General features: G+C 68.2%; 22 protein-coding genes and 1 pseudogene. 10 read left to right on the top strand and 13 right to left on the bottom strand.

All coding sequences use genetic code 11. From position 1 onward, the window contains the following. The first annotated feature begins 186 nt into the window (after positions 1 to 186). The 3 genes from ACQPWU_RS08720 (at position 187) to ACQPWU_RS08730 (ending at position 5,063) form a co-directional block, all read left to right on the top strand. Complete coding sequence (locus tag ACQPWU_RS08720) at positions 187 to 4,059, top strand: hypothetical protein (protein ID WP_433438267.1); 3,873 nt, start codon at positions 187 to 189, stop codon at positions 4,057 to 4,059. 203 nt (positions 4,060 to 4,262) lie between these two features. Continuing rightward, positions 4,263 to 4,760, top strand: a complete 498-nt coding sequence (locus tag ACQPWU_RS08725) for a hypothetical protein (RefSeq protein WP_433438269.1) — start codon at positions 4,263 to 4,265, stop codon at positions 4,758 to 4,760. A 90-nt stretch (positions 4,761 to 4,850) separates the two neighbouring features. Then, entirely contained in the window at positions 4,851 to 5,063 is a 213-nt protein-coding gene (locus tag ACQPWU_RS08730) for a hypothetical protein (protein ID WP_433438271.1), read from the top strand. Here ACQPWU_RS08730 and ACQPWU_RS08735 read toward each other — a convergent pair. Continuing rightward, a complete protein-coding gene (locus tag ACQPWU_RS08735) occupies positions 5,009 to 5,287 on the bottom strand; it encodes a hypothetical protein (RefSeq protein ID WP_433438272.1) in 279 nt (92 codons plus the stop codon). The two genes, ACQPWU_RS08730 and ACQPWU_RS08735, sit on opposite strands and share 55 nt — an antisense overlap. A 134-nt stretch (positions 5,288 to 5,421) precedes the next feature. On the opposite strand from ACQPWU_RS08735, the gene ACQPWU_RS08740 reads away from it, so the two are divergent. Next, positions 5,422 to 6,261 (top strand): oxidoreductase, encoded by an 840-nt coding sequence (locus tag ACQPWU_RS08740; protein ID WP_433438273.1) that lies wholly within the window; start codon positions 5,422 to 5,424, stop codon positions 6,259 to 6,261. Between the two features lie 34 nt (positions 6,262 to 6,295). Then, a complete protein-coding gene (locus ACQPWU_RS08745) occupies positions 6,296 to 6,838 on the top strand; it encodes a TetR/AcrR family transcriptional regulator (protein WP_433438274.1) in 543 nt (180 codons plus the stop codon). On the opposite strand, the gene ACQPWU_RS08750 is transcribed toward ACQPWU_RS08745, so the two are convergent. From ACQPWU_RS08750 to ACQPWU_RS08760, 3 genes are all read right to left on the bottom strand, one after another. Beyond that, positions 6,759 to 7,157, bottom strand: coding sequence for a hypothetical protein (locus ACQPWU_RS08750; RefSeq protein WP_433438276.1), 399 nt, complete (start codon positions 7,155 to 7,157; stop codon positions 6,759 to 6,761). The genes ACQPWU_RS08745 and ACQPWU_RS08750 overlap by 80 nt on opposite strands. A gap of 212 nt (positions 7,158 to 7,369) precedes the next feature. Further along, positions 7,370 to 7,591 (bottom strand): hypothetical protein, encoded by a 222-nt coding sequence (locus ACQPWU_RS08755; protein WP_433438278.1) that lies wholly within the window; start codon positions 7,589 to 7,591, stop codon positions 7,370 to 7,372. Between the two features lie 493 nt (positions 7,592 to 8,084). Further along, entirely contained in the window at positions 8,085 to 8,915 is an 831-nt protein-coding gene (locus tag ACQPWU_RS08760) for a S1 family peptidase (protein WP_433438279.1), read from the bottom strand. An 836-nt stretch (positions 8,916 to 9,751) separates the two neighbouring features. Here ACQPWU_RS08760 and ACQPWU_RS08765 point away from each other — a divergent pair. Continuing rightward, a complete protein-coding gene (locus ACQPWU_RS08765) occupies positions 9,752 to 10,108 on the top strand; it encodes a nuclear transport factor 2 family protein (protein WP_433438280.1) in 357 nt (118 codons plus the stop codon). A gap of 107 nt (positions 10,109 to 10,215) precedes the next feature. On the opposite strand, the gene ACQPWU_RS08770 is transcribed toward ACQPWU_RS08765, so the two are convergent. Beyond that, complete coding sequence (locus ACQPWU_RS08770) at positions 10,216 to 10,623, bottom strand: hypothetical protein (protein ID WP_433438281.1); 408 nt, start codon at positions 10,621 to 10,623, stop codon at positions 10,216 to 10,218. Between the two features lie 169 nt (positions 10,624 to 10,792). On the opposite strand from ACQPWU_RS08770, the pseudogene ACQPWU_RS08775 reads away from it, so the two are divergent. Further along, positions 10,793 to 11,251: pseudogene (locus ACQPWU_RS08775) on the top strand (helix-turn-helix transcriptional regulator); the annotation flags it as partial. A 38-nt stretch (positions 11,252 to 11,289) separates the two neighbouring features. Here the strand turns inward: ACQPWU_RS08775 and ACQPWU_RS08780 are convergent. From ACQPWU_RS08780 to ACQPWU_RS08805, 6 genes are all read right to left on the bottom strand, one after another. Further along, a complete protein-coding gene (locus ACQPWU_RS08780; protein WP_433438282.1) occupies positions 11,290 to 11,697 on the bottom strand; it encodes a hypothetical protein in 408 nt (135 codons plus the stop codon). A gap of 1 nt (position 11,698) precedes the next feature. Then, entirely contained in the window at positions 11,699 to 16,150 is a 4,452-nt protein-coding gene (locus ACQPWU_RS08785) for a polymorphic toxin type 27 domain-containing protein (RefSeq protein ID WP_433438283.1), read from the bottom strand. A gap of 69 nt (positions 16,151 to 16,219) precedes the next feature. Continuing rightward, positions 16,220 to 17,044, bottom strand: a complete 825-nt coding sequence (locus tag ACQPWU_RS08790; RefSeq protein ID WP_433438285.1) for an FG-GAP repeat domain-containing protein — start codon at positions 17,042 to 17,044, stop codon at positions 16,220 to 16,222. Positions 17,045 to 17,438: 394 nt separating this feature from the next. After that, entirely contained in the window at positions 17,439 to 18,392 is a 954-nt protein-coding gene (locus tag ACQPWU_RS08795; protein WP_433438286.1) for an AraC family transcriptional regulator, read from the bottom strand. Positions 18,393 to 18,405: 13 nt separating this feature from the next. Then, complete coding sequence (locus ACQPWU_RS08800) at positions 18,406 to 18,930, bottom strand: SDR family NAD(P)-dependent oxidoreductase (RefSeq protein WP_433438288.1); 525 nt, start codon at positions 18,928 to 18,930, stop codon at positions 18,406 to 18,408. Next, positions 18,930 to 20,024, bottom strand: a complete 1,095-nt coding sequence (locus tag ACQPWU_RS08805) for an alkene reductase (RefSeq protein ID WP_433438290.1) — start codon at positions 20,022 to 20,024, stop codon at positions 18,930 to 18,932. The genes ACQPWU_RS08800 and ACQPWU_RS08805 overlap by 1 nt, the downstream gene beginning before the upstream one ends. Positions 20,025 to 20,114: 90 nt before the next feature. Here ACQPWU_RS08805 and ACQPWU_RS08810 point away from each other — a divergent pair, with 90 nt between their 5' ends. Next, a complete protein-coding gene (locus ACQPWU_RS08810; RefSeq protein WP_433438292.1) occupies positions 20,115 to 20,708 on the top strand; it encodes a TetR/AcrR family transcriptional regulator in 594 nt (197 codons plus the stop codon). A 255-nt stretch (positions 20,709 to 20,963) separates the two neighbouring features. Here ACQPWU_RS08810 and ACQPWU_RS08815 read toward each other — a convergent pair whose 3' ends face one another. Continuing rightward, the gene (locus tag ACQPWU_RS08815; protein ID WP_433438294.1) at positions 20,964 to 21,167 is read right to left on the bottom strand and encodes a hypothetical protein; all 204 of its coding nucleotides are present in this window, start codon (positions 21,165 to 21,167) and stop codon (positions 20,964 to 20,966) included. A 462-nt stretch (positions 21,168 to 21,629) separates the two neighbouring features. Between ACQPWU_RS08815 and ACQPWU_RS08820 the strand changes: the two genes are divergently transcribed. Then, entirely contained in the window at positions 21,630 to 22,421 is a 792-nt protein-coding gene (locus ACQPWU_RS08820; protein ID WP_433438296.1) for an SDR family NAD(P)-dependent oxidoreductase, read from the top strand. Positions 22,422 to 22,686: 265 nt separating this feature from the next. Continuing rightward, positions 22,687 to 23,445, top strand: coding sequence for an isocitrate lyase/PEP mutase family protein (locus ACQPWU_RS08825; RefSeq protein ID WP_433438297.1), 759 nt, complete (start codon positions 22,687 to 22,689; stop codon positions 23,443 to 23,445). 140 nt (positions 23,446 to 23,585) lie between these two features. Here ACQPWU_RS08825 and ACQPWU_RS08830 read toward each other — a convergent pair whose 3' ends face one another. Continuing rightward, positions 23,586 to 23,753, bottom strand: coding sequence for a hypothetical protein (locus tag ACQPWU_RS08830; RefSeq protein ID WP_433438299.1), 168 nt, complete (start codon positions 23,751 to 23,753; stop codon positions 23,586 to 23,588). Positions 23,754 to 23,836 lie beyond the last annotated feature (83 nt).

The following is a 23,836-nucleotide window of genomic DNA, read 5'->3' on the forward strand; positions in this document are numbered from 1 at the left end:
CCTTCAGCCGGCCACGCTCACAGGCCGGGTGCCGCGCATTCGGCTGCCATGCATCAACCGCCCGCCGGAAAAAAGGGGCGCTGGGACCGCCCTTCACCAAGCGCAGCAGAGCCGGCTCAGCCCTCCCCTCCGTTCAAAGGAGTAGTTGTGCGCTCCCGAAAATCGCTCGCCACAGTTTCCGCCGTCTTGACGTTATTACTGGCGCCGGTGCCCGCGGCCGCTCGGCCGGCACCGCCACCGCCCGAGACAGACCTGGCGGTCCCCGCCACGAAAACCGCCGCGCCCAAGAGCATCGATCCGGGCAAACGAGAAGAGATCCTGGGCACCGGCTGGAAGAAATCCTCCGATCGGGCCGTGACCACCTCCGGGGACGCCACCGGGTTCCATGTGCTGGTGGCCGATGCCAAGGATGGTTACCAGTGGCGGACGGCGGTTTCGCTGTCAGAGCCGGGGTTCGAGACCGACTCGTGGATCGGCAACATCTGCGTGACGGGCTCCGGGGATAGGGCGGTGGTCGTCTACGCACCGCGTACGTTCACCAACAAGAGCGAGTTGAATGAGCGTGGCGGGTTCACCGCGATCGTCGACCTGAATGGCGGCGCGGTGCGCAAGTTGCCCCTTCAGACCACGCTGGCCTACTTCAACCCCGGCTGCGGACCGTCGGAGTCGGTTGTCCTCACGCAGGACGGTACTGAGGACCGGGGCGCCACCCGCCTGTTCCGGCTCGACAGCACCAGCGGCAAGCTGGACCAGCCCATTGAGATCCCCGGACAGCTGACCTCGGCCTTGCCGGTCGAGGGCGGGATCGTGGCCGCCGATTCCAGCGCGGTGGTCCGGGTGCGCCCGGACGGCAGGCGCACGGTGGTGGCAATTGCCAAGGGGGTGCCCTATCGGCTGGCCGCTGATGCCGATGGCGGGGTGGTGTACGCCCAGGTCGAGGATGAGCAGACGGCCTCGGTGCATCGGGTGGATCTGAAGAAGGGCAATGCGGTCACGACGCTTGCGACCGGCGCGATCACGGATGTGAGCGTGCGCTCGGCCCGTGGCGGTCAGGTGTTCGTGACCGGCGCGAAAGCCTCGCGGAATCGTTCGACAGCGCCGAGCGTCGTGCTGGCCGGCGTGCCGCAGGACACGACCGCGACGATGTCCAGCGGGCTCTCCATCACCTCGGTGTTACGCTCGAAGACCAAGGACCCGAGGGTGCCGCCGGCGGACCCAGCCGCACCGCAGCCGGTTGACATCACCGCCATGTCACTGACGACCAACAAGACGTTCACCTTGTCGGTGACCCCGGGTGGCGGTGCCGAAGGTGGTTCGGAGCCGAGCCCGGCGCTGGGCCGGGGCTCGGTGGCGGCGGGCAATCCCAACGACCCAGCCGACGGTGATCAGCGGTACTGTTCGGTGGCCCGCAACGACCCGCGTAACCAGGCTATGCAGCCCAAGCCGCGGCAGGTGGAATGGGCTGCGGATCAGGCTGTCAGGGGCGTGCTGACGGTGCAGCGTCCGGAGAACTGGAAGAACCTCGGCATGCCTGCCTACAGCCCGCAGGGACTGTTTCCGCCCCGGGCGCTGGACGGCGGTGGCTATGTTCCCGCGCAGGTGCTGCTGGGGATCGCGGCTCAGGAGTCCAACATGTGGCAGGCGGCGCGTTTCGCGGTGCCGGGGGTGACGGCGAATCCGCTGATCGGTAACTATTTCGGTATCGACTACTACAACGACGATGAGGGTGATGACTGGGCGATCCGCTGGCCCGAGGCCGACTGCGGGTACGGGGTCATGCAGGTCACCGACGGGATGCGCCTGGCCGGCAAGGAGAAGCCCGGTGAGACGGCGCTGCCCTACAACCAGCAGCGGGCGATCGCCCTGGACTTCGCCGCCAACGTCGCCAGGGGCCTGCAGATCCTGCAGGACAAGTGGAACGAGACCCGGCGCGCCGGGCTGATCGTCAACAACGGCACGACGGACCGGATCGAGAACTGGTTCTACGCCGTGTGGGCCTACAACTCCGGCTTCTACCCCGACACCCACAATGGGTCGCCCTGGGGCGTGGGCTGGCTCAACAACCCGGTCAATCCGCGCTATCCCGCCGACCGCAACCCGTTCCTGGAGACGTCCTACGCCGATGCGGCGCAGCCGCAGAACTGGCCGTACCCGGAGAAGGTGATGGGCTGGGCGGGTCACCCGATCGAGCTCATCGAGACCCCGGGCACCCTGGTGCACGGCTACCGGGCCGCGTGGTGGCTGACCGACGCCGACCGCGCGAACGTCCGCCCGCCGGTGCACCAGTTCTGCGATGAGAGCAACCAGTGCTACTGGCCCGACGGGCACTTCGACCCGAACGAGCCGGGCCTGGAGGACGAGCCGGCGGGCCCGTGCGCGCACCAGAACAGCGTCGGCCAGTACGACCTGAAATGCTGGTACCACCAGCGGGCCCAGTGGATCGACGACTGCCAGAGCACCTGCGGACGCGAACTGCTGCGCTTCGACCCCGGATACGCCTACCAGGACGACGCCACCAGCTATGCCCCCAACTGTGGCCTGGCCGGGCTGCCGTCCGGCGCCCTGATCGTCGACAACCTGCCCACCGGTGTCCCCTCGGTGAGGCCGAGCTGTTCTCCCGCCTACACCAGTGCCGGCTCTTTCCAGTTCGACTTCTTGGCTGACATATCGGGTAACTATCCGGGCAAGGTCGACGTGCACCAGATAGGCAGCGGGTTCGCGGGCCAGTTCTGGATGAGCAACACCATCCCGTCGAGCGCCGGTCGCAGGGCGCGCGGAACCTGGACGTTGAACCAGAGCGCCGGCTGGGCCCGTGTCCTGGTGCATCTGCCGGTCGTCGGGGCACGTACCCAGCAGGCCGCCTACGAGATTGATGTGGACGGCTCACGCACCTATGGCAGGAAGCGTTACCTGCCCCAGCAGATCGGTGCGAACGGGTGGGTCTCGCTGGGCGTGTACAACTTCAACGGCACCGTCCCCAGCGTCCGGCTCAGCAATATCACCAAGGATGGGAAGGGCACCGTGCGCATCGCCTGGGACGCGATCGCGGTGCAGAAGTTGCCTGGAAAACCCAAGCACATCGTCGCGGCCCTCGGCGACTCCTACAGCAGTGGCGAAGGCGCTGGAAACTATTTCCCCGCATCCGACGCCGACCACGGCACCGCCTACTGGAACGCCTGCCGCCGTAGCCGCGACTCCTACTCGCGCAAGGTGGTCCTGCCCGGCGACACCGAAAGCCTCGGCGCGCTTTCCGACCGTTTCGACGCCAATCACGAACTGGGCTTCGTGGCCTGCTCGGGAGCGAAAAGCGTGAACGCGGCCGGGTGGCGCGACCCCGACTCCTGGAACTCGCCGGACGCCTATGAGAAAGGCGAGGGGCAGTTCCACGAGATCGCGCAGATCGAATCGGGGGTGCTGGACGAGAACACCACCCTGGTAACGCTCACCCTGGGCGGCAACGACCCGCTGGGCGGCGACGCGACCGGCACCTTCTCCAAGGTCATCAACACCTGCATAGTCCCGGGCAAGCTCCCGGACTGCGCCGCGACCATCGAGGTGCAGAAAGCACGTGCCGGCGAGATGGCCGGCAACGTCACCAACGTGATCAAAGCAATCAGGGCCAAGGCGGTCAACGCCACGATCATGTTGCTCGGCTATCCCGAGCCGATCAGCACGGCGCACGAGTGCGCCGCCATGTCGAACCTGATCCCGCTGGACGAGGCCAGATCCGTGGCCGGTCTGGTGCAGGAACTGAGCAGCCAGCAGGAGACACTGACCGAGACACTGCGCGCCACGGGAATCCCCGTGTTCTTCGCCAGGCCGGATATGGAGTTCTACCAGACGGTCATCTGTGACAATCCCAGCTACATCAACGCGCTCGTGACCGGGCCCAAGGGAGAGGGCGACTTCCACCAAGGAGATGAGCCGAGCCCGTTGTGCATCTGGGAGAGCAATCTGTGCATCAGCCGGGAATCGTTCCATCCCAAGTCGGACGGCACCTCCGCGTACGCCCGTGTGCTGCGAACGACCCTGGACAATATCGGCTACGCCCGGCCATAGGCGATCGGCCTGCGGCTTGACAATCGGCCACTGATATCCAAGCCCGGGCGCCATGAGGGCGCCCGGGCAGGAGAACCGCAGTTCGCGTATGTATGCATTAGCCAGAAGAACCCTTTCAAAAATGCGCCCCTCCACTGGAGGCAAGGGCGATCGACCGCAGAGCCAACGTTGGTGGGGTCTGTCAGTACAAGAGAGGACGATAAGTGTTCACAAATCGCAGGATTCGCCGCACCTGCCTGGCCGTCGTCGTGGGCCTGCCCCTGTTCGTGGGAACAGCCGGGGTTTCAAATGCCGAGTCAACGCCGGAGCAGGGTGTATTCGCTTGTCCGGTGTCGGGACAGCGGTTCCGGATGAGCGGTTCCTCCAGGGTGTACCTCGTGGGTCCGGATAATGTCGCGTACGCCATCGCCGACCAATCCGTCTACTTCGCACTGTGGAACACGTGGGACGGCATCTCGGAGTGGCCCAACGACACCGTATCGTCGTGCTTCGGAGGGGCGTTTCTATGGACTGAAACCGGGCTGGTCAAGGGCGCCAACGATCCTCGCGTCTACATCTGGGACCAGCGGGATGCCGGCATCGGCGGCTACCGCTGGATCACGAGCCAGGCCATTTTCAACAAATACAGCTTCGCACCGAACAAGATCCAGGTACGCCAGAACCCTCCAGTAATTACGAGCACGGACAACTGGGATAACTGAGTGAGTGTTTGAGATGGACGACCTTGATCAAGCGCAGACGATTCTGGCCTGTCGTCGTCCAGGATCGCGCTCACCCCACACGCCGGCACGGTGCTGACCGCTCTGCGCATGGGCATGCTGCCCGACGACACCGGCCCGGGCTGCGGGGTGGCGGGGATGTTGTGGCTGGACCACGGCCGCGAGTTCGCTGCCGGATCCGTCCGCGATGCCGCCAACGCGCTTGGTGTCGAGGTGGCGGTGGTGCCCGCCTACCACCCCGACGCCAAGGCAAGATCGAGCGGGCCGACCAAACGCGTGTTGTAGTCCTTGCCGACCTTGGCGAAGAAATCGCCGCAGGGGCCGGCGCCAACCATAATGGCGGTGTCGGCCGTCTGCGTTACCTGGTCCGTCGGGGTGGTGACGGGAATGGTGGTCCCGCAACCGTTGCCGCACGGCGACGTGCCGTTCACGATCTGCCCGGTCAGCTCTTCCCAGGTGATGTCCGTGACGTCCTCGGCGACCAGGTCGATGATGCCAAGCGGTGTCACGGGCTCACCTTTCCTTGCTGATTTCGAACGGGCCCAGCCAATGGAACGCGCGTCTCCACCTTGGCTCCGGTAAATCCCGTATGGCGATCCGCGTGCTAGAGTGAACTGAACGTTCAGTTCACATAGGAGGATTCATGCGGGTCTGGTTCATCACGGGTGCGTCGCGCGGGTTCGGGTTGGAGATCGCCCGCAGGGCGTTGAGTGAAGGGGATGCCGTGGTCGCCACCGCGCGCGACCCGAAGCAGGTCGAGGCGGCGCTCCCGGACGTCGGTGACCGCTTGCTGGCCGTGCGGCTGGACGTCACCGACGAGGCCGCCGCCCGGCAGGCGGTGACGACCGCCGTCGACCGCTTCGGGCGCATCGACGTTCTGGTCAACAACGCGGGCCGAGGGCTGCTCGGTGGGGTGGAGGAAGCGAGCGACGCCGAGGTCAGGGCGGTCTATGAGGTCAACGTTTTCGGTCTTCTGGCGGTCAGCCGGGCCGTGCTGCCGGTGATGCGGCAGCAGGGGTCGGGACGGGTGCTCAACATCAGCTCGGTCGGCGGCTTCACCACGGGCCCGGGCTGGGGAGTGTACGGCTCGACGAAGTTCGCCGTCGAGGGTCTCAGTGAGGCGATGCGCGGCGAGCTGGCCCCGCTGGGCGTTCAGGTGACCATCGTTGAGCCCGGCTTCTTCCGTACGGACTTCCTCGACGACTCCTCGCTGCACTCGACCGCGCGGGTCATCGAGGACTACGCCGAGACCTCCGGCAAGACCCGCGTGGTGGCCGTCGAGCGCAACCACGCCCAGCCAGGTGATCCGGTGAAGGCGGCTGAGGCGATCGTCGCGCTCGCCGCCGCGCCGAACCCGCCGATGCGGCTCCAGCTCGGCGCCGACTGTGTGGCCCGCGTCGAGGCCAAGCTCCAGCAGGTCGCGACCGAGCTCGACCAGTGGCGGGAGGTCGCCGTGGGGACGGTGCACGACGATGCCGCCTGAGCCGGGGCGCCCCCTTGGCGCCCGCAGCATACGGGTGCGCGACGCGGTTCTGCGCGCCACCACTGAGCTGCTCTCCGAGGGCGGGCTGCCGGCGGCGACGGTCGACGCCGTCAGCGCTCGCTCCGGGGTGAGCAAGGCCACCATCTACAAGCACTGGCCCAACCGCATCTGCGTCGCCATCGACGCCTTCGACCTGCACATGGCCGAGACGACGCCCGTCCCCGACACAGGTTCGGCCCGCGAGGACCTCACCGAGCAGGTACGCAACGTCGCCGCGTTCTACGCGAGCCCGGTCGGCCGGGTCTACGCCCAGCTCCTGGCCGCCACGGTCACCGACCCGGAGGCGGCCGAGCTGCTCCGGCGGCGATTCCTGGCGGGCCGCCGCGAGTTGATCCGCCAGATCTGGCATCGCGGCGTCGACCGCGGAGAGTTGCGGACCGACATCGACGTGGAGGTGGCCCAGGATGTCCTGTTCGGTGCGATCATTTTCCGCCTGGTCAGCGGTCATGCTCCGCTCGGCCCGTCCGAAGCCGATGCCATGGCGGAAGCCGCGCTCGCCGGCCTCCTTGTGCGCTGAGTCGCGCGGGCTGACCCCCGCGGTGCTCCGCCCGTGACTGATCGGCCAGCCAGGAGCACGACAACCGGGACCGACGCGAGCGGCTGCGCCCCCTGTGGCGATTACATCCCCGTCCGGAGCGTCGAGATGGAGCTTCACGTCGCCTTGCCAGGGTGCGGGGCCCGCGTAGGAGTAGCCACAGCAGCCAGGCCTGGAAAGCGCCGCACGCCACCAGGGCGAGGGTGAGGGCGTCGCCGTCCAGGACGTCTTCCGCGATGCCGGCTTGCAGCGGGAGCAGCACTATGAGCGAGGTCGGCAGTGTGATGACCATCAGCAGCACGCCCGCGCCGATGGGGGGTGCCGGAGGTCAGGGAGACGTACTCGGCATATCCGGCCGACAGCACCACGACGGCCAGACAAGAGCCGGCCACCAGCGCCGCCCTTCTTCCGTGCCTGCGCCGGAGAATCCTCGTCATGCCCGCCTGCTGTGTTGATACGCGAATGAAAGGAGGGCCGGATGGCGAGCTGTCCCGCCATCCGGCCTGTGGTTCGTCAGTGCGTGGTGTTCGCGCCGTTCTCGGGGTTGCCGAGGCGAACCCCTTGGCGGTAGATCCACGCCCATCTCCTGCAGGTGGAGCGCACAAAGATGTTGTACGCGTTGCAGGCCCAGTTCTTCAGCGTGTGACAGAAGACGTCGTCCGCCTGTGACTTGCGATACCTGTCGAGGCGAAGGTAGAAGGGGCGGCCGAAAATCGGCTGGTACTCCAGTAACACTTTGAGACCATGGTTGGAATCTGCACCGGTAGTGGCAGCGGCGGGCTCGTGCCTGGTGACGGCGTCGCCAAACAGGCCAGTACAGAAGTTCTTCGATCGAGCGACCCTACTTTCGGCGGCGCGTTGCCAGCCGCACGATGAGGAACACCACGCCGCCGATCACCAGCAGCTGGATGAGTTCCGGGAGCCCTAAGTTCATGGTTCTCCTTGTGCCAAGAGGTGACATGCAGGAAACGCACGAGGCTCAAACGAGGTTCCTGGGTCTACACGTTGTCCAGCCGATGCATATCGTCGGAGCCAGGCTCCAAGGTGGCCGTCTTCATCATCTCTGACCCAGGATTGCGAACTGTCACTGGATCGCTAGCTCTTCCGAACAGGAATCTATTCGTTCCGATTCATGCAAGCCCCGTGACCACCCTTGGAGCCGGCACACCCGAGACGGTGGGGCCGGGCTCCTGGTGGCAGACGCCCGGCCCCCGCTCAGGATAGGCGGCTAGTTCAGGTTGTATATGACTGCGTGGATCCACGATCGATACAGGGTGACATTGGTGAAGACGTCGGGCCCGTCGCCGCAAAGGTCGGTGGTGCCGCGGCTGTCGCTGCCGACCAGCACCCAGCGGCCGTCTGCCTTCTCGATCGCAGGACCACCGGAGTCACCGTTGCATGGCCCTGCGGAACCCGGTGTCTCCGCGCAGAGTTCGCCAAAGCCGTCATCTTCGCCACACACCTCCGTGTCGAGCACCGAGGTGTCGAGTTGCTGCAGTTGCGTGGGCTGATCCCCGCTGCCGTCGGGGTTCAGGCGGCCCCAGCCCAGAACGCGAACCGCAGTGCCCTCCGGAGGTGTCTGGTCGGCGACCGTGATGACACCGCTGGAGATTTTCCGGTCCAGTCTGAGCAGCGCAACGTCTCCGACGTAGTTATCGACACCGTCGTCGGCCAGCCAGTCCCATCCCGGATAGACCTCGATCCCGGTCACGTTGGCGACTGTGCCGCCTGTTGTGCGGTCATTGGAACCGACCCGGACATGGTAGAGCGACGGGTCCTTGGCGCTTCCGTCGAAGTTGGTGACGCAGTGCGCGTTCGTCTCGACCCAATTCCGGGCGATCAGTGATCCACCGCAGATGTGATGGTTCGGGTCACCGTCTTTGCTTGTCTGCAGTGAAACCATGAACGGATAGTTCTCGGTTGCCGTGGTGCCACCGACGATATGGGGCTGGGGGGTGTCATCTGCGTAAGCTGTTCCGATGCCGGTCGGAAATATGCCCAGAGCTGCGGCCGCAACGCCGCCCACGATGGCCGCTAAATGCAGTCTTCGCAGGAACATGCTCGTACCTCTTTCTGATTGGAGGAATATCGTCCGAGGAATTCGATTGATCATGTGGTGATCGGTGAAGCAAGTTGGCTATCAGTCAATGGAGAAGTCAAGGACTCGGTCGGATGGCATGGGCTTCCACGTGCATACAGGTGGGCATGCCAATAGGCGGGAGGTCCGTAGACCGGCCGCAGCATCGGTGCCACCCGTTCGCCGGACTCCCGATCGGCTTTCGCGCTCGACACGACATTGATACTGCCGCCGACGGGGAGTTGCGCGGACACTCGGCTCGCGCCGTCCGACGTGACCGTGGCCTGCGCATAGGACCGAAAGGAACAGGAGTCGCGGCCGCGCGACAAAACGAAGGAGGGGCGTGAACGTTTTATCTATGGGTCATGGCGCCGTCATTGCCCTGGACACTAAGGATTCCCTTCATCGCGCGGACCGCACCGAAGCGGGCCACGCATCACCGTATGAGTGCGAACTACAGTTGTTCAAGAAGCGAACGTCTGTACCTCTTAAGCGATCGTCTACATATTGTGCGCCGGCCGACCAAGTAGCCACTGATCGACATCGGCCGGGTTGCCGGGGCCGAAGCGTTCTCGTGTTATGAGACCGAGTGGCTGGAGTGCGTCCGCGGGGTGGTCGGCGGCGGCGATGTTGGTCGAACCGATGAATCCGGCCAGGCCGATGGTCAGGTTACGAACTGAAGCCACTTGGTTCCCCCGGGGCCCCGATCGACAATCCGGGCGCTGCTGCCGGCTCTCAAATCGCCTATGGGCGCTACGGCCGTCCGCCGACGATGTCCCACCGCCCGCTCTGCTGAGCAGTGCGCCACACTTGGCGTCATGAACGCCCGCATTCACGCAGACCACTGGCTCACCGCATGGAACAGCCACGACCTCGACGCGATCATGGCCTGCTACGCCGACGACGTTGACTTCAGCGCGCCCACCGTGGTCACTCGCTGGGGACGACCGGACGGCCGTCTGCACGGCAAGGACGAACTACGCCGTCACTTTGCCCGTGGCCTGGAGCTCGCCCCCGATCTCAGCTTCATCGAGGAAGCACTGCTGACCAACCCCAGCGGATACGCCCTCCTCTACCAGCGCGATAACGGCAACCGCGTCCTGGACGTCGTCGAACTGGACGAACACCACCTCGCCACCCGCGTCCGCGCCTACTACGAGAACGCCCAGCACTGACCAGGCTCAAGGACTTACCCTCCAGCGGGAGCACTTCGGCCACAGGACGGAGCTGGAGCGGTCTCGTGATGAGACGCGCGCTGCCCAACGCTCTGGGCTGCAGGCGTTCACGGCGTACGGTAGGAAGCCATGGTCTCGCGCAGCGAGTCGTCCAACGGCGTCGGCTTCAGGCCGAAGGTCTCGGATGTTGTGGAGGAATCGAGAAGCCACGGGTTGTGCCGTTGGCAGGCCACCTCGCGGAGTTCTCGTACCATTTTCGCGTTGTCTCCACCGATCGGGGCGAGGAGACCGGCGAGCCACAACACCGACTTCGGCATATAGGTCAACCGTGGCTGGGGCGCCCCGGCCAGGTGGGCCGCACGGACGGCGATCTCCCGGACCGAAGCGGCCGGTTGGCTCGGCACGTGCCAGGCTTTGCCCCAGGCCCGGGCGTCATCGGCGAGGGCGATCAGGGTGCGGGCGACATCGCCGATGTAGGTCCAGGAGTGCGGTGCGTCGAGGTCCGCGGGCACCATTGCGCGCTTCCCCGTAGCCAGCGGTCGAAGGACGCTCTCGGTCAGGTACGAGACGGCGCCTTCACCGATGTAGTCGGAGGCTCGTGCCTCAGTGACCCTGATCCGCCCGTCCTTGTGGAGCTTGAGTGCGTCGTGCCACATCTGCGCGGCTGGCGGACGAGCCGATGCCGGCACGGCCGTACCCGCACTGGTGGACCTGCTGCTGCTCTACATTTTGCGGGCCTGGTTCGACGACCGGGCCGACGACGGCATCACCACCGGCTGGGCCGGCGCGCTGAGCGCACCCTCGATCCTGGCCGCGCTGGACGCCGTCCACAGCGATCTGGCCCAGCCATGGACCGTCGCAGAGCTGGGCGAACGCGCGGGGCTGTCGCGCGCGGCGTTCGCACGCCGGTTCACAGGTCTGGTGGGCTGCCCACCGCTCGCCTACCTGACCTGGTGCCGGATGACCACGGCCGCACGGCAACTACGCGATACCGACGCTCCCCTGGGCGCGGTCGCCGATCAGGTCGGATACACCTCAGAGTTCGCCTTCGCCGGGGCCTTCAAGCGTGAGCTCGGGATGCCACCCGGCAGGTACCGGCACGCCATGCGAGGAGCCGTACGGCAACAAACCGAGCGAAAGTAGCATCCCGGCCCCGGGTCGTGCCCGGGGCCGGGATGCGCCTACTCGACGATGCCCCACTGCGCCGGGTAGTCCGGCGGCCAGGGCTTGGTGAAGTCGAACAGCCACTCACGGTCGGCGGGCGGATACTGCGTCTCGCGCCAGGCCGGTTGGCCGCCGACGACGAAGCTGCCGCCGTGTCGCTCGATCATCCACGTCCAGCCCCCCGCGTCCGCTTCGAGACCGTGCCGCTCACGCAGTTCGGCGAACTCGGCCGCGGAGGCGCGCCGGATGTGCAGCCCGTCCCGGTAGATGGGCTTGAGCAGCATCAGCTCGACGTGGCCGATGTGGATCTCGACCACCGTGGTGGTCCGGTCCACCGCCACGGCGTCGCTGCGCAGCAGCAGCTGCCGGTGCGACGGATCGAAACGGACGACGCGGAAGAGCCGTCCTTCCCTGGTGAACTCCATCTCACGACCCCGGTGGCGGCGGAGGCTTCGGGAACACCCTGATGACCTCACCGTTCTTGGTCATGTGGAACTCGATCGAGTCCCACGTGCGCTTCTCCAGCCGGTACGCCCGGCGCAGCTCCGTCATTTCCCACGCCGTCCCAAGGCCGCTGTTGATCGTCGCCACCATCTCCCAGTTCCCCGCGGGTACCGTGTCACCCCGCGCCAGCAGAGCCGCAAGTGCCTCGTCTGCGGTCGTGGCACCGGGTACGCCGTCCAGAGAGACGGACAACCGGATGGAGGGATCCCCCACCGCCTCGGTGACCGCGACCATCCAGATGGGCCGCCCGTCGCCGTTAGGGTACGGCGCTCCCAGCGCCCGATTGTTGAAGGTGAACGCGCCGATGCTCTTGGCCAGATCGTCAGAGTAGGGGTTGATGCCCAGGACGACGTGGTCGCCCGCCTTGACGATGTCAGTGATGCAGTCGTTGTGCACCAGGATCGGGGTCGAGCCCGCGTACACGTAGTAGGTGTGGTCGGTTTCGACCTCGAAGTTGTACACGTCGGTGGGGCCGTCGCCGGACGCCACCGCCAGGACGCGGTCCGCCTTGCCGGACGGGTCCTGGAGCGCGTCGCCCGCGCGCAGTTCCTGCGATTGCGTCCAGCCTCTGCCTTGGACCCAGAACCGGTGACCCTGGCTCACCGACAGCGTGCCGCTCTCGGCGGTGATCTTCACCAGCGAGTCCACCGTCCGGTGGAACAGCCGGGTGACCGGGTGCAGGGTCCGCCTGCCCGTCACCGGATCGGCGGACCAGACCCGGTCGCCGACCCGTATGTCCTCGATCTTGCGAGGGCCGTACTCGGTTTGGACGAGCGTGCCGGCGGGGAAGCAGTGTCCGGCCGCCAGCGTGTTGCCCGCGACTTGCTCCAGCCCGGAGACCGCCTCGGCGGGCAGCCCCGAATATCGCAGCTGGAACAGCGCGTCGGTAAAGCCGGCTCCGGTGCGCATGGCCGTGCGCAGGGACAGTGCGTAGGCGTATCCGGTCTTGACCGCGGGCGGGATGACGACGGAGCCGATGGCCAGCCCGCAGTCGATGACGCTTCCGCCGCTTCCGCTCACCTTGCGCCAGCAGCCCACGAAGTCGTGGACCAGTGCCTGGGCCAGCTCTTCCAGGAAGGCGGTGACCAGCTCCTTGCCGTCGAAGTGGGTGCGTTTGACGTAGCGGACGTCGAACGGCCCGCTGCCGAGGTAGTCGTATTCCGGGAAGCCGGTGCAGTTGACGAGGTCGTGGTCCGGCTCGGGGCAGGTCTCCAGGAGGTAGTCCTGTGTCCCCCAAATGTGGTACTCCAGGTCGATGTCGCAGCCGTTCGTGCCGACGCAGAGGTCCTCTTTGGGGTTGATCTCTCGGCTGATCTCCTGCGGCACAGCGATCACGTGGGACATCCCCGTCGGACCTGACTCCGAGGCCCGGTCGGCCTCGCGCTCCCGGTCTGCGGCCGCCTCGGCGTCCGCGGCCGCCACCTGGGCCTGCTCGGCGAGTTCCTTGGCGCGGGCCGCGGCTGCTTCGGCGGTGGTGGCGTCGGCCTCGGCCTGGGTGGCGACGTCGCGAGCGGTGGCGGCGTCGCTCTCCGCGGCGCCGGCCGCGGTGCGGGCCGAGGCGGCGTCCTGTTCGGCGGCGTCGGCGGAGTTACGGGCGTCGGTGGCGTAACCGCCGGCGGTGTCGGCGGCCGTCGCGGCGGCCGCGGCGTCCGCGGTGGCCTGGCGGTCGTATTCAACCGTGTCGGCTTCGGCCTTGACCGCGGCCTTGGCCGCCGTGGCCGCTTCGGCCGCGGAGGTCTGGGCCTTGGCCAGGGAGGCGGCGGCCTTGGACGCGGAGTCCGCCGCTTCGGCCGCCGCGGTGGCGGCCACCTTGGCGTCGGCGTCGGCCTGAGCGGCGAGGGCGGCGGCTTCGGTGGCGGCCTTGGCCGCCTGATTGGCCTTGGCCTGCGCGACGGCGGCCTGGGCGGCGGCGAGCGTCTTGGACGCCTGAGCGGTCAGCACGGCCAGACCGGCCGAGGCATCGGTGTCCTTGTACGGGGCTCCGAGCTCGATCGCGTCGTTGGCCGGTTTGATCACCTGGATGGCCGAGTCGCGGGCGGCCAGCGCCGCCTGGGCGGTGGCGTAGGCGAACCCGGCAGTACGGACCGCGGCGGCATGCGCCAGGTCGGCCTCCTTGCGGGCCGCGATGGCGTCCGCCTTGGCCGCGGCCGCCTTGGCCTGGGCGGTGTCGGCGTAGATCTTGGCCTGGCGGACATTGGCGGCGGCTGCCTCGGAGGCGGCGATGGCGTCGGCCGCCGCCGCGTGGGCCTTCTTCACGGCGGCGTTGGTGATCGCCACATCGCGCTGGGCGGCGTCGGAGGCGGCCTTGGCGCGGGAGGCCGCGGCCTCGGCTCGGGTCGCCGCCTCGCGGGCGGCTGACGCGGCGGCGGTAGCCTGGGTGGCGGCGGCGCGGGCGTTGGTGGCGGCGGTGGTGGCCTGGTCAGCGGCGGCCCGCGCCTGGTCGGCGGCGGCCCGCGCGTCGTGGGCGTCCTCGGTGCCTTCCTTGGCGGCCGCGTACGCCTCGCGGGCGGCGGCCTTGGCCACCAGCGTGTCGCGGGTAGCCTCCGCCTGCACGGCCGTGGTGCGTGCCGCGGCCGCGTTCCGTTCGGCCTGCTGCGCCGCCTCCTTCTTCGCCGCCGCGGTGGCTCCGGCCGTCTGGGCGGCGCTGAGCGCGGTGGCGGCCGCCTGGCGTTGCGCCTGGGCGGTCGCCTCCGCCGATGCGGCGTCGGCGCGCCGGGCGGCGGCGATCTCCTTCTGGGTCTTGGCGATGTCGCGCTGAGCCTCGGCGGTCTCGCGCTTGGCCTTGGCGTCGTCGGCGGCGTTCTTGGCGGTCAGCTCGGCGGCCTCGGCCCTGGCCTGGGCCTCTTTGGCCTTCGTGGCGTTGGAGGCGGCCAGGACGGCTTGGGCGGCGGCGCCGTCGGCGGCGGCCTTGGCCTGGGCGGCGGCCTCCTGGGCGGCGATACGCCGGAACTCGGCCTGCGAGGCGTGCGTCTGCGTCTCGGCCAGCGCCATCAGCGTCTTGCTGTCGGCGGCCGAGGCACGGGTGGCGTTGGAGGCGGTATCGGTGGCCTTGGCCACGGCCAGGGTGGCGGCGGCCGTGGCGCGGGTGACCTGCACCGCCTGCTGGCCGTAGAGCAGGCCGCGGCCCCGGGGCAGCCCGGCGGTGTCGGCGATGGCGTAAGCGGCCTGCTGGGCGGCGACGGCGGCGGTGGCGTGCCGCTGCGCGGAGCGGGCGGCGCGCGAGGCCACGAAGCTGCGGCCGAGCGCCATCGCCTGGGCCTTGACGATGTCGTTCTTGACCTTGGTGAACGTCGCCGCGTCCGGGTAGTCCAGGCCCGCGCTTTCGGGGGTCTGCTTGAGCCAGTACGCCTGCCAGTCCGCCAGCCGGACCGCGATCGTGGACTGGCCGAGCGCCTCGCCCAGGGCCTGGGAGGCCACCTGGAGGTCGGCGTTGGCCTGGGCCTCCTCGCCGAGGATGGTGTCACGCTGGGCGCGCTGGCCGTCGACCTCCTGCTGCCACTCGGCGGAGGCGGTGGCGAACTCGGCGGTCAGGACATTGCGCGGGTCGGGCGGATTGCCGGTGGTGCAGGAGGCGTAACGGGCCTTGAGGTTCTCGACGTCGACCCGGAACTCCATGCTGCCGGGGTCGGGCGCGCTGGTCGCGAACCCGCCGCGTTCCAGGAAGGCCCGCGCGTCGTCGGCGTACATGGCGTGCCCGGAGGTCATAGCCGACCAGGCGCGCCAGCCCTCGTAGTCGCCGCCGTCCTCGGGGTAGCGGACCGCGGCGATCTTGTTGACCGCGGTCACCGACTCCGGCCCGGCCAGCGGGGTCTGATCCTCGTAGAGGGGGTCCTCGAACTGGATGGACTGCTTGAAGATCCAGCCGGACAGGCCCACCTTGGTGAACGGGTTGTCCTTCTGCTCGATCCACTGGAACCCGACGTTCGTGTAGCCCGCAGGGGGAATGACGTCGAGGGATTGCTCCCACACGTTGTGGCGGTCGTAGAGCTCGTCCGACTTGGCCGAGGCCGAGGCCGTGTCCTTGGCGAAGGCGGCACTCAGCGGCGTGCCCTCCCAGTAGTCCGGGTCGGCGGCCTGCAGCAGTTCGGTGTCCGTACCGCGCAGACCCGTACGGGCCACCGCCTTGAGCTCCTGGCCGCCCTTGCGCTGCATGACGCTGAGCAGGCATTGAGCCGCGCGGACCTTTGCGGCGTGGGCCAGGTCGTAGTCGGCGGCATCCGCGACGGCGGCCGTGGCGCCCAGCGCGGGTAGGGGCGTGAGCTGGGCGCTGGAGACCAGGACGGCGGCGGAGGTGACGGCCGCGGTGGTCGTCAGCAGCCGTCCCAGCAGGCGTCGCCGGGCACGGCGCCGAGGAAGAGGTAACGCGAAGAGCATGGAAAAAGCCGTTCTCGAACAGCCCGGCGGGGTCGCCGGGCCAAGGTGGGAGCTGTGGGCGGGGCCGGGTCAGAAGAAGGCGTTGAAGGCGTTCCAGCCGCTGGTGCCGATCTGCACCCGGGCGGCGAAGGGCGCTGAGGCCACGCCGGTGCCCTTGAACAGCCACAACGCACCGGCGGAGTCGCGGGCGATCAGGTCGGGCTTCCCGTCGCCGCTGTTGTCGCCGGTGGAGACCAGAGCGGTGTAGGCGTCCCAGCCGGTGCCCACGGTGATGCGGGAGCCCAGGACGGCGTCGGTGGTGGCGTTGCCCGTGCCCTGGTAGATGGACAGGACGCCGGTGGTGTTGCGTGCCAGCAGGTCGTTCTTGCCGTCGCCTGTGTAGTCGCCGTACCCTGCCAGGGCGTTCATGCCGTTCCAGCCGCTCGCCCCGGCCCGGACGCGCGTGATCAGGGTGCCGTCGGGCTTCCCCTGGTAGAGCCACAGCGCGCCGTCCGCGTCCCGGGCCAGGATGTCAGGAGTGGCGGTGCCGCCCATGTTGCCGGGGGACATCAGCAGGTTGTACATGTCCCAGCCCGGACCGATGACCTTGGTCTCGGTGCCGCGTTCGGCGGTGTAGTAGAGGCGGCCGCCCAGCCGGGCGTACAGGTCGGTGCCATTGCCGTTGTCGGAAATGTTGGCGCGCAGGAGCGCGGTCGCCGCGGAGAAGCCGCCGCCCAGATCGTTGGCGGACTGCAGGCCGCCGTCGCCCTTGGGGTCATAGGCGAGCAGATGACCGGTGTTGCCGCTGCGTACGAACAGGGGCAACATCGGCGCGGTCACCGTCTGGGAGGCCTGCCGGGCACCGGCGAAGGCGGGAACAGCGGAGGAGAGGCTGAACACGGCAAGTACGGCCACCCCGGACAGGCTCACCCTCCGCCATATGGAGTTGCTCAGAAAGCCCGTCAATCGCGCAAGCACATAGATCATCACGGTGCATAAGAGTGGAACGGGCCCCAAAGTGTGACATCCGCGGGCCCGGCTTTTCGACGCCGGTTGTCGGCACTGCCCGGGATGGTGTGGAGATTGCGCTCCCAGCCGATCGCTCGCCTGCAGGCCTAGGGTGTGCTCACCCGTCGCAGCGGCAGCTTGACACCATCAGGCTCTCCGCAGATACGGGCACCCGCCAATCCTTGGGCTAGGCCACCCGGTTGACTCCTCACCAACTGGCAGGCACTGATACGTGAAGGTCAGCGGGAACGAGCGCGGCGCGCGTCTGCCGGCAGTCGAGTGCAGGGGAGGACGAGCCCTGTCACTGCGGGATCTCAATCGCCGTCATCGGTGTGCTTTCCGCTCGTCTGGTGGCTTCATCCGCAACCCGGTAGCGGCCGGGGGTGATCCCGTACTCGCGTTTGAACGCGGCGGCGAACGCGATGTCCGAGGAGTATCCGGCTTGCCGCGCGACCACTCGTAGTGGTGTGTCGGACTCGCGCAGCAGGTGCGCTGCGATTGTCATGCGCCACCAGGTCAGATAGGTCAGCGGAGGCCGTCCGACCAGTGCGGTGAACCGGCTGGCGAAGGCCGCCCGGGACAACCCCGCCGTCGCGCCGAGCTCGGCGACCGTCCACTGCCGTTCGGGGGCGTGATGGATGGCGGTGAGAGCCGCGGTGATCGCAGGGTCGGCGAGCGCCATCGACCAGCCGGTGGCTGCGGGGCTCTCGGCCTGCTCCTCGAACCAGGCTCGCAGGATGTAGAGCAGCAGCGTGTCGAGCAGCGCGGGCACGATCGCCTCCGCCCCGGGGCGCGGCCGCTCCAGTTCGCCGCCGAGCAGTTCGACGGCGGCACGCAGCGATGGATGGCGTCCGATCCGTGCCGGCATGTGGACGATGGGCGGGACCTCTGACAGCAGCGGGTGCGCCGTGCTGCCGTCCAGTAGATAGGCTCCACACAACAGGACGGTGGGGGCGCCGTCACCGCTTGGCCAGACCCCCTGGTGACGCAGATCGAACTCTGTCAGCGGGCTGGTGGGGCTGTCAGCCAGCGCATGTGCTCCGGCACCGTACAGGAATGCCACATCTCCAACACCGAGCTGGATCGGCGCCGCGTTGTCCGACGGCAGCAACCAGCACGACCCCTGCAGCACGATGTGGAAGGCGCCCCCGAATTCGTCGGTGAAACGCATGCCCCACGGCGCGAATAGCTCATGGCGATTCGCGTGGGGCCGGCCGGCACGCATGACGGTGATCGCGTCACTGAGGACATCCATGGCAAAAGTCTAATCATGTCGACGATCGCTTGAGAGGTGTGGACGTTCGCTTATTGAACGTCCTCAGTCCGTAGAATCGTCGGCACAAATCCCGGCTCGACTCCGGCCCCGGCATCGTGCCGGTGCGCGTGTGCGGGGGCGATCCGAGCCAGGTCACTTCATCGCCGCCGTCTTGCGGCAGGCGTCGCTGCCCCTCATGAGGGCCGCGGCACCCCGTAGCCGCCGCGGGGATCGATGACCCCCATTCCCGCGTTGTTGACGAGGATGTCCAGCCGTCCGAACTCGGCCATGCAGTGTCGATGAGTCGGTGAACCGCCGCAGGATCGGCGATGTCCGCGGCGATCATCAGGCTCTTGCCATCCGCCGCGGCGACCGCCTCCGCTGTCACCTCCGCTGCCGCTCGGTCGGTCTGGTCGCGGTGGTTCACGACGACTGCCGCGCCCATGGCAACCAGGTACGCGTCGATGGCTGCGCCGATCTCGCCGCCACCGCCGGTCACCAGCGCGACACGTCGCTGCAGGTGCCGCATGATGGACATCACTGGCTCCGCGTGCCCTCGGGGTCGGTGGGGTAGTCGGTGTAGCCCTCGGCTCCGCCGCCGTAGAAGGTGGTGGGATCGGGTTCGGCCAGTGGCCTTCCGGCACGGATCCGGGCGGTCAGATCGGGATTGGCCACATACGGGCGGGCGAAGGAGATGAGATCCGCGCGGCCGGCCTGGAGCGCGGCGGCTGCCGACTCGCCGGAATATCCGCCGCCGAGAACGAGGGTCCGCTGGAACGTCTGCCGGGCCTGGACGGCGAATGCCGAGTCGTAGCCGCCGGGCGCGCCGACGGCGGCCTGGTCTGCCAGGGTCACGAACGCGACATCGCGATCATTCAGCTCATCCAGCAGTCGCAGATACAGCTCGGGCCAGTTGGCCGGCGACACGATGCCGTTGATCACACCACCGGGCGTCAGCTTCACCCCCAGCGGGAACCCTGGCACCGCCGCACCGATCGCCTCGACCACCTCCAGCAGGAACACCGACCCGTGGCCGTACCGGTCGGAACGCGTGTTGGCGGCGCTGAGGAACTGCTCGACCAGGAACCCATTGCCGCCCTGGATCTCAACCCCGTCCAGGCCCGCCCGCCGGGCATTGCGGGCCGCCGCCACGAAGTCCCCGACGGTCTCCTCGATCTCCCTGGTGGTCAGCGCGCGCGGCATGCTGGCGGCGACCATGCCGGGGGTACCGTCGTCGGTCAACGCGAAGACCTCGGCCTTGGCGGCAGCGTCGGTGATCCCGGGCGGCGAGGCCTGGCCCGGCTGCAGCGAGGTGTGCGATACCCGCCCGCAGTGGATCAACTGCGCGACGATACGCCCGCCCGCCTCGTGCACCGCCGCACTCACCCGCTGCCACCCGGCCACCTGGTCGTCGGTGTAGAGCCCCTCCGTCCACAGGTATCCGGTGGCCTGCGGGGAGACGTTCACCGAGCCCGTCACGATCAGCCCCGCCGTGGCGCGCTGCGCGTAGTACTGCGCGGTGAGCGCCGTGGGAACGCCCGACTCGGGCGCACGGCTGCGGGTCATCGCGGACATGACGATGCGGTTGGGCAACTCCAGCGTGCCGACCTTGGTCGGTGTGAACAGCGACATGGACGCCTCCTAATTATGAACCTAACCGGATCGTATCATTTAGGCGTGCCGTCTTTCCGACCCCCTCGACAGATCTGGTTCACTCAAGGCATGACCTCGACCTCACCGACAACCCGCCCCGGCCGGCCCCGCAGCGAGCAGACCCACCGGGCCATCCTGGAGGCCACGCAGGAGGTCCTGCGTGAACGCGGCTATGGCGGGCTGTCCCTCGACGAGATCGCCCGCCGGGCCAAGGTCGGCAAACGCACCATCTACCGATGGTGGTCATCCAAGGGCGCACTCGTCGCCGAGGCGTTCCGCGAGGACGCTACCCACCGCCACCCGACGGTTGACACCGGAACCGTCCGCGGTGACCTGCTGTCCTACCTGAGCACCCTGTTCGCCGAGGTCGGCAACCCCGGCAAGAAGGCGGCGCTGAGCTCGATGATGGCCGAGGCGCAGACTGGCGGCGACTTCGCCGCCGACTTCGCCCGTTTCATCGACGACCGGCGCGCCCTGGTACGCCACCTGCTCGAACGCGGCGTCCAACGCGGCGAACTCGCCCTCGACACCGACCTCGACCTGGCCGTGGACGTGCTGTTCGGCCTGTTCTGGTACCGCGTGCTGACCGGCGATCGCCCCCTCGACCCGACCGTCGCCCAGACCCTCGTCGACGGCCTGCTCCACGCCACCCGTCCGACCTGAACCGCCACCCTTGGAAGTAGCAGTGGGACGCCGATCCGCCGCCTCATCCGTGACCGCGTATAGGAGCGCATTACCTGCGATACTGGCCAATCCGAACTGGGCAAACACCTCCCCGCGGCGGGGTCGGCTCGGCATGCTTATCCGCGATAGAGGGCGGCATGGGCGAACCGAGTGGAGGGTCCTGACCGCGCTCGAGCAGCGCAGCCGCCGCCCACTCCCGTCCGGACTCGGCGCGCCGCCCGACGACGATCCCGATCAACCTTTGATCCGTGGCGAGGAGGTGCCGTGGCTCCAGCCGATTCCCGACACGATGCTCGGCGATCCGGCAGGCGTGCTGCTCTCGCGAGGGTCGTTGCGGCTGGCCTTCGCCGCCGCCATGCAGTTCTGCCGGCCCGGCAGCGGGCCGTGCTCATCCTGCGCGAGGTGCTGGGCCGGCCCGCCGCCTACGTGTCTCAACACGGCCCGGCTCCTACCGCATCGGCCTGCGGGCCCTGACCGCGTCGTGTCCGGCTCCGTCAGGGCAACCTGCTCGCATTGCCGCACCATCTGCGGAACCACCCTCCACCATCCGAACCGGAAGTTCCTCAGCGGCCAGGTTTCGGGAACACGCATGGTTCCCCGAACAGCGCGTTACGCACTATCAGCAGGCTCCAGCACCCGCGTTGCGGAGAAGTCCTGCGTTTCGTAGGTACGCCCAAACAGGCGCCCAGCCGGCCGGGGGCGGTTGCATCATGGACCCCGCCTGGCGGTGGCGGCCTCGTCGGCAAACACGCGCAGCACAGGCGCCTGTCATCATCCCGGACGTGAAGGGTCCCGATACGGGTCGAAGCCGGGGCCGCTTCGGCCGATTCCTTTCGGCAGGCCGCCGAGTCGATAGGTGCGACGGAATTCGGTCTACACAATCCACAATCAGGAGTAACAGTGCTGCTCGACAACAAGAACGCGATCGTCTATGGAGCGGGTGGAAACATCGGGGGCGTGGTCGCTCAGACCTTCGCCGCGGAGGGGGCACGGGTCTTCCTCGCCGGGCGCTCCAGCGCCGCGCTGGAGGCGGTCGCCGAGAAGATCCGGGCCTCGGGCGGTGTCGCCGACGTCGCCACGGTGGACGTGCTGGACGAGGACGCCGTGGAGGCGCACGCTGACGCGGTGGTCCGGGAGGCCGGCTCCCTCGACGTCTCCTTCAACGCCTTCAGCCTCCCCCAGACGGGCATTCAGGGCACCCGGATCGCTGACATGACGGCCGAGGGCTTCGACCTGCCCATGACGACCTATCCCAAGGCCAACTTCCTGACCACTCGGGCTGCCGCACGGCGCATGACGGGTCAGGGGTCAGGCGTGATCGTGACGATCACGGCGAGCCCGTCGCGGTCGGCTCTTGCCCTCATGGGAGGCATGGCACCGGCGTGGGCGGCGATCGAGTCGCTGTCTCGGGGCCTGGCCGCCGAGGTCGGCCCGCAGGGCGTCCGGGTCGTCTGCCTCAATGCGGCGGGGATGCCGGAAACCCCGCAGCTGTCGGAGGTGTACGGCCTGCATGCCGACGCTTACGGCATCAGTCATGAGGCGTTCGGAGCCCTGATGACGGACCGGACCCTGCGCAAGCAGTTGCCCACCGTCGCTGAGATCGCCAACGTGGCCGCCTTCGTCGCCTCCGACCGCGCCGGCGCGATGACCGGGGCGATCGCCAACCTCACCAGCGGCATGGTCATCGACTGACGACACCTCCGTAAGCGCTGGTGAGGTGACGCAGCCGCTGCTGCCCAGACCGTGGCAACGGTGGACTGCGACTCCTCGCCAGCCGCATCACTGAGCCGCAGCAGTAGTCCGAGCCCGCGACGGAAGCGCTGTACGCGGTTCAAGCCACGGGTACGGCGGCGACCGGTCGAGGCCACCACCGTCGTACCCGTGTTCTGCGGTCAGGGCAAGATCCGCACCATCATCAACCTAGCCCCAGAAGACACTCATGACTTGGAGGACACTCATGACCACTGACCTGAAGGCCCATGCCGACAGGCTTCGCGAGCTGCACCACGCCGACCAGATGCTCGTCCTGCCGAACGCCTGGGACGCGGCCAGCGCCAAGATCGTGGCCGAGGCAGGGTTCCCTGCGGTCGCCACCGCCAGCGCCGCCATCTCGGCGATGCTCGGCCACCCCGACGGCGAGGGCGCGCCCTGGCAGGAGATGTTCGCCGCAGCCGGACGGATCGTGCGGGCGGTGCCGGTCCCGGTCACCGTGGACGCCGAGGCGGGATATGGCATGGAGCCGCGTGAACTGGTGGACCGGCTGCTGGAGATCGGCGTGGTCGGCTGCAATCTCGAGGACACGGACCACCGCGCGGGCGGACTCGTCGACGCCGGCGCGCACGCCGAGCGGCTGGCGTCCATCCGGGCGGTCGCAGACGAAGCCGCGGTTCCGATCGTCATCAATGCGCGCGTCGACACTTTCCTGCCCGTGTCCGGGGTGGCCGAGGGGGAGCGGGTCGCGGAGGCGGTGCGTCGAGGCAACCTATATCTGGAGGCCGGGGCCGACTGCATCTACCCGATCGGCGTCAGCGACGAGCGGGACATCGCCACCCTGGTCAACGAGGTGCCTGGGCCGATCAACGGCAACACCAGGCCCTCGGGCCCGGACCTTGCCAAGCTCGCTGAACTCGGCGTGGCGCGGGTCTCGTACGGTCCCCGGTTTTACCGCGAGGCGTTGGCCAACTTCAAGGCCGTGGTTCAGGATCTGCTGGCCTGACCATCGCGCTTGACCGCCGTCGCCGGGCCGTCCGGAGGCGCGAACCCGCGCGGGCAGCCGAATGCGCCCTTTTGGGATCTGGGGGAGCGGCGAGCTAGGGTCTTCGGGCAGGCCCAAGGCACAGCACGCATGGTGACATGTCAGCCGTCGGTCAGCTCCGACGTCGCTTTCCTGCGTGCCTCCATGGTGCGGTGGAGGAAGTCTGTCAGCAGTTCGAGTTCGTCCTTGCCGTACCCGGCGCAGATCTGGTCCATGAGCGTGTTCATCTCCGCGTAGAGCCGGCACATCTCCGGGTTGCGATCGTTCACGGGGTGCACGGCGACGGAGCGGCGGTCAACGGCATCGGGGTCTCGGCGGCGGGCGATCCAGTTCCCAGGCCCTGGTCGCGATG

The organism is Nonomuraea sp. CA-141351 (assembly GCF_050944675.1).
GTDB lineage: Bacteria > Actinomycetota > Actinomycetes > Streptosporangiales > Streptosporangiaceae > Nonomuraea.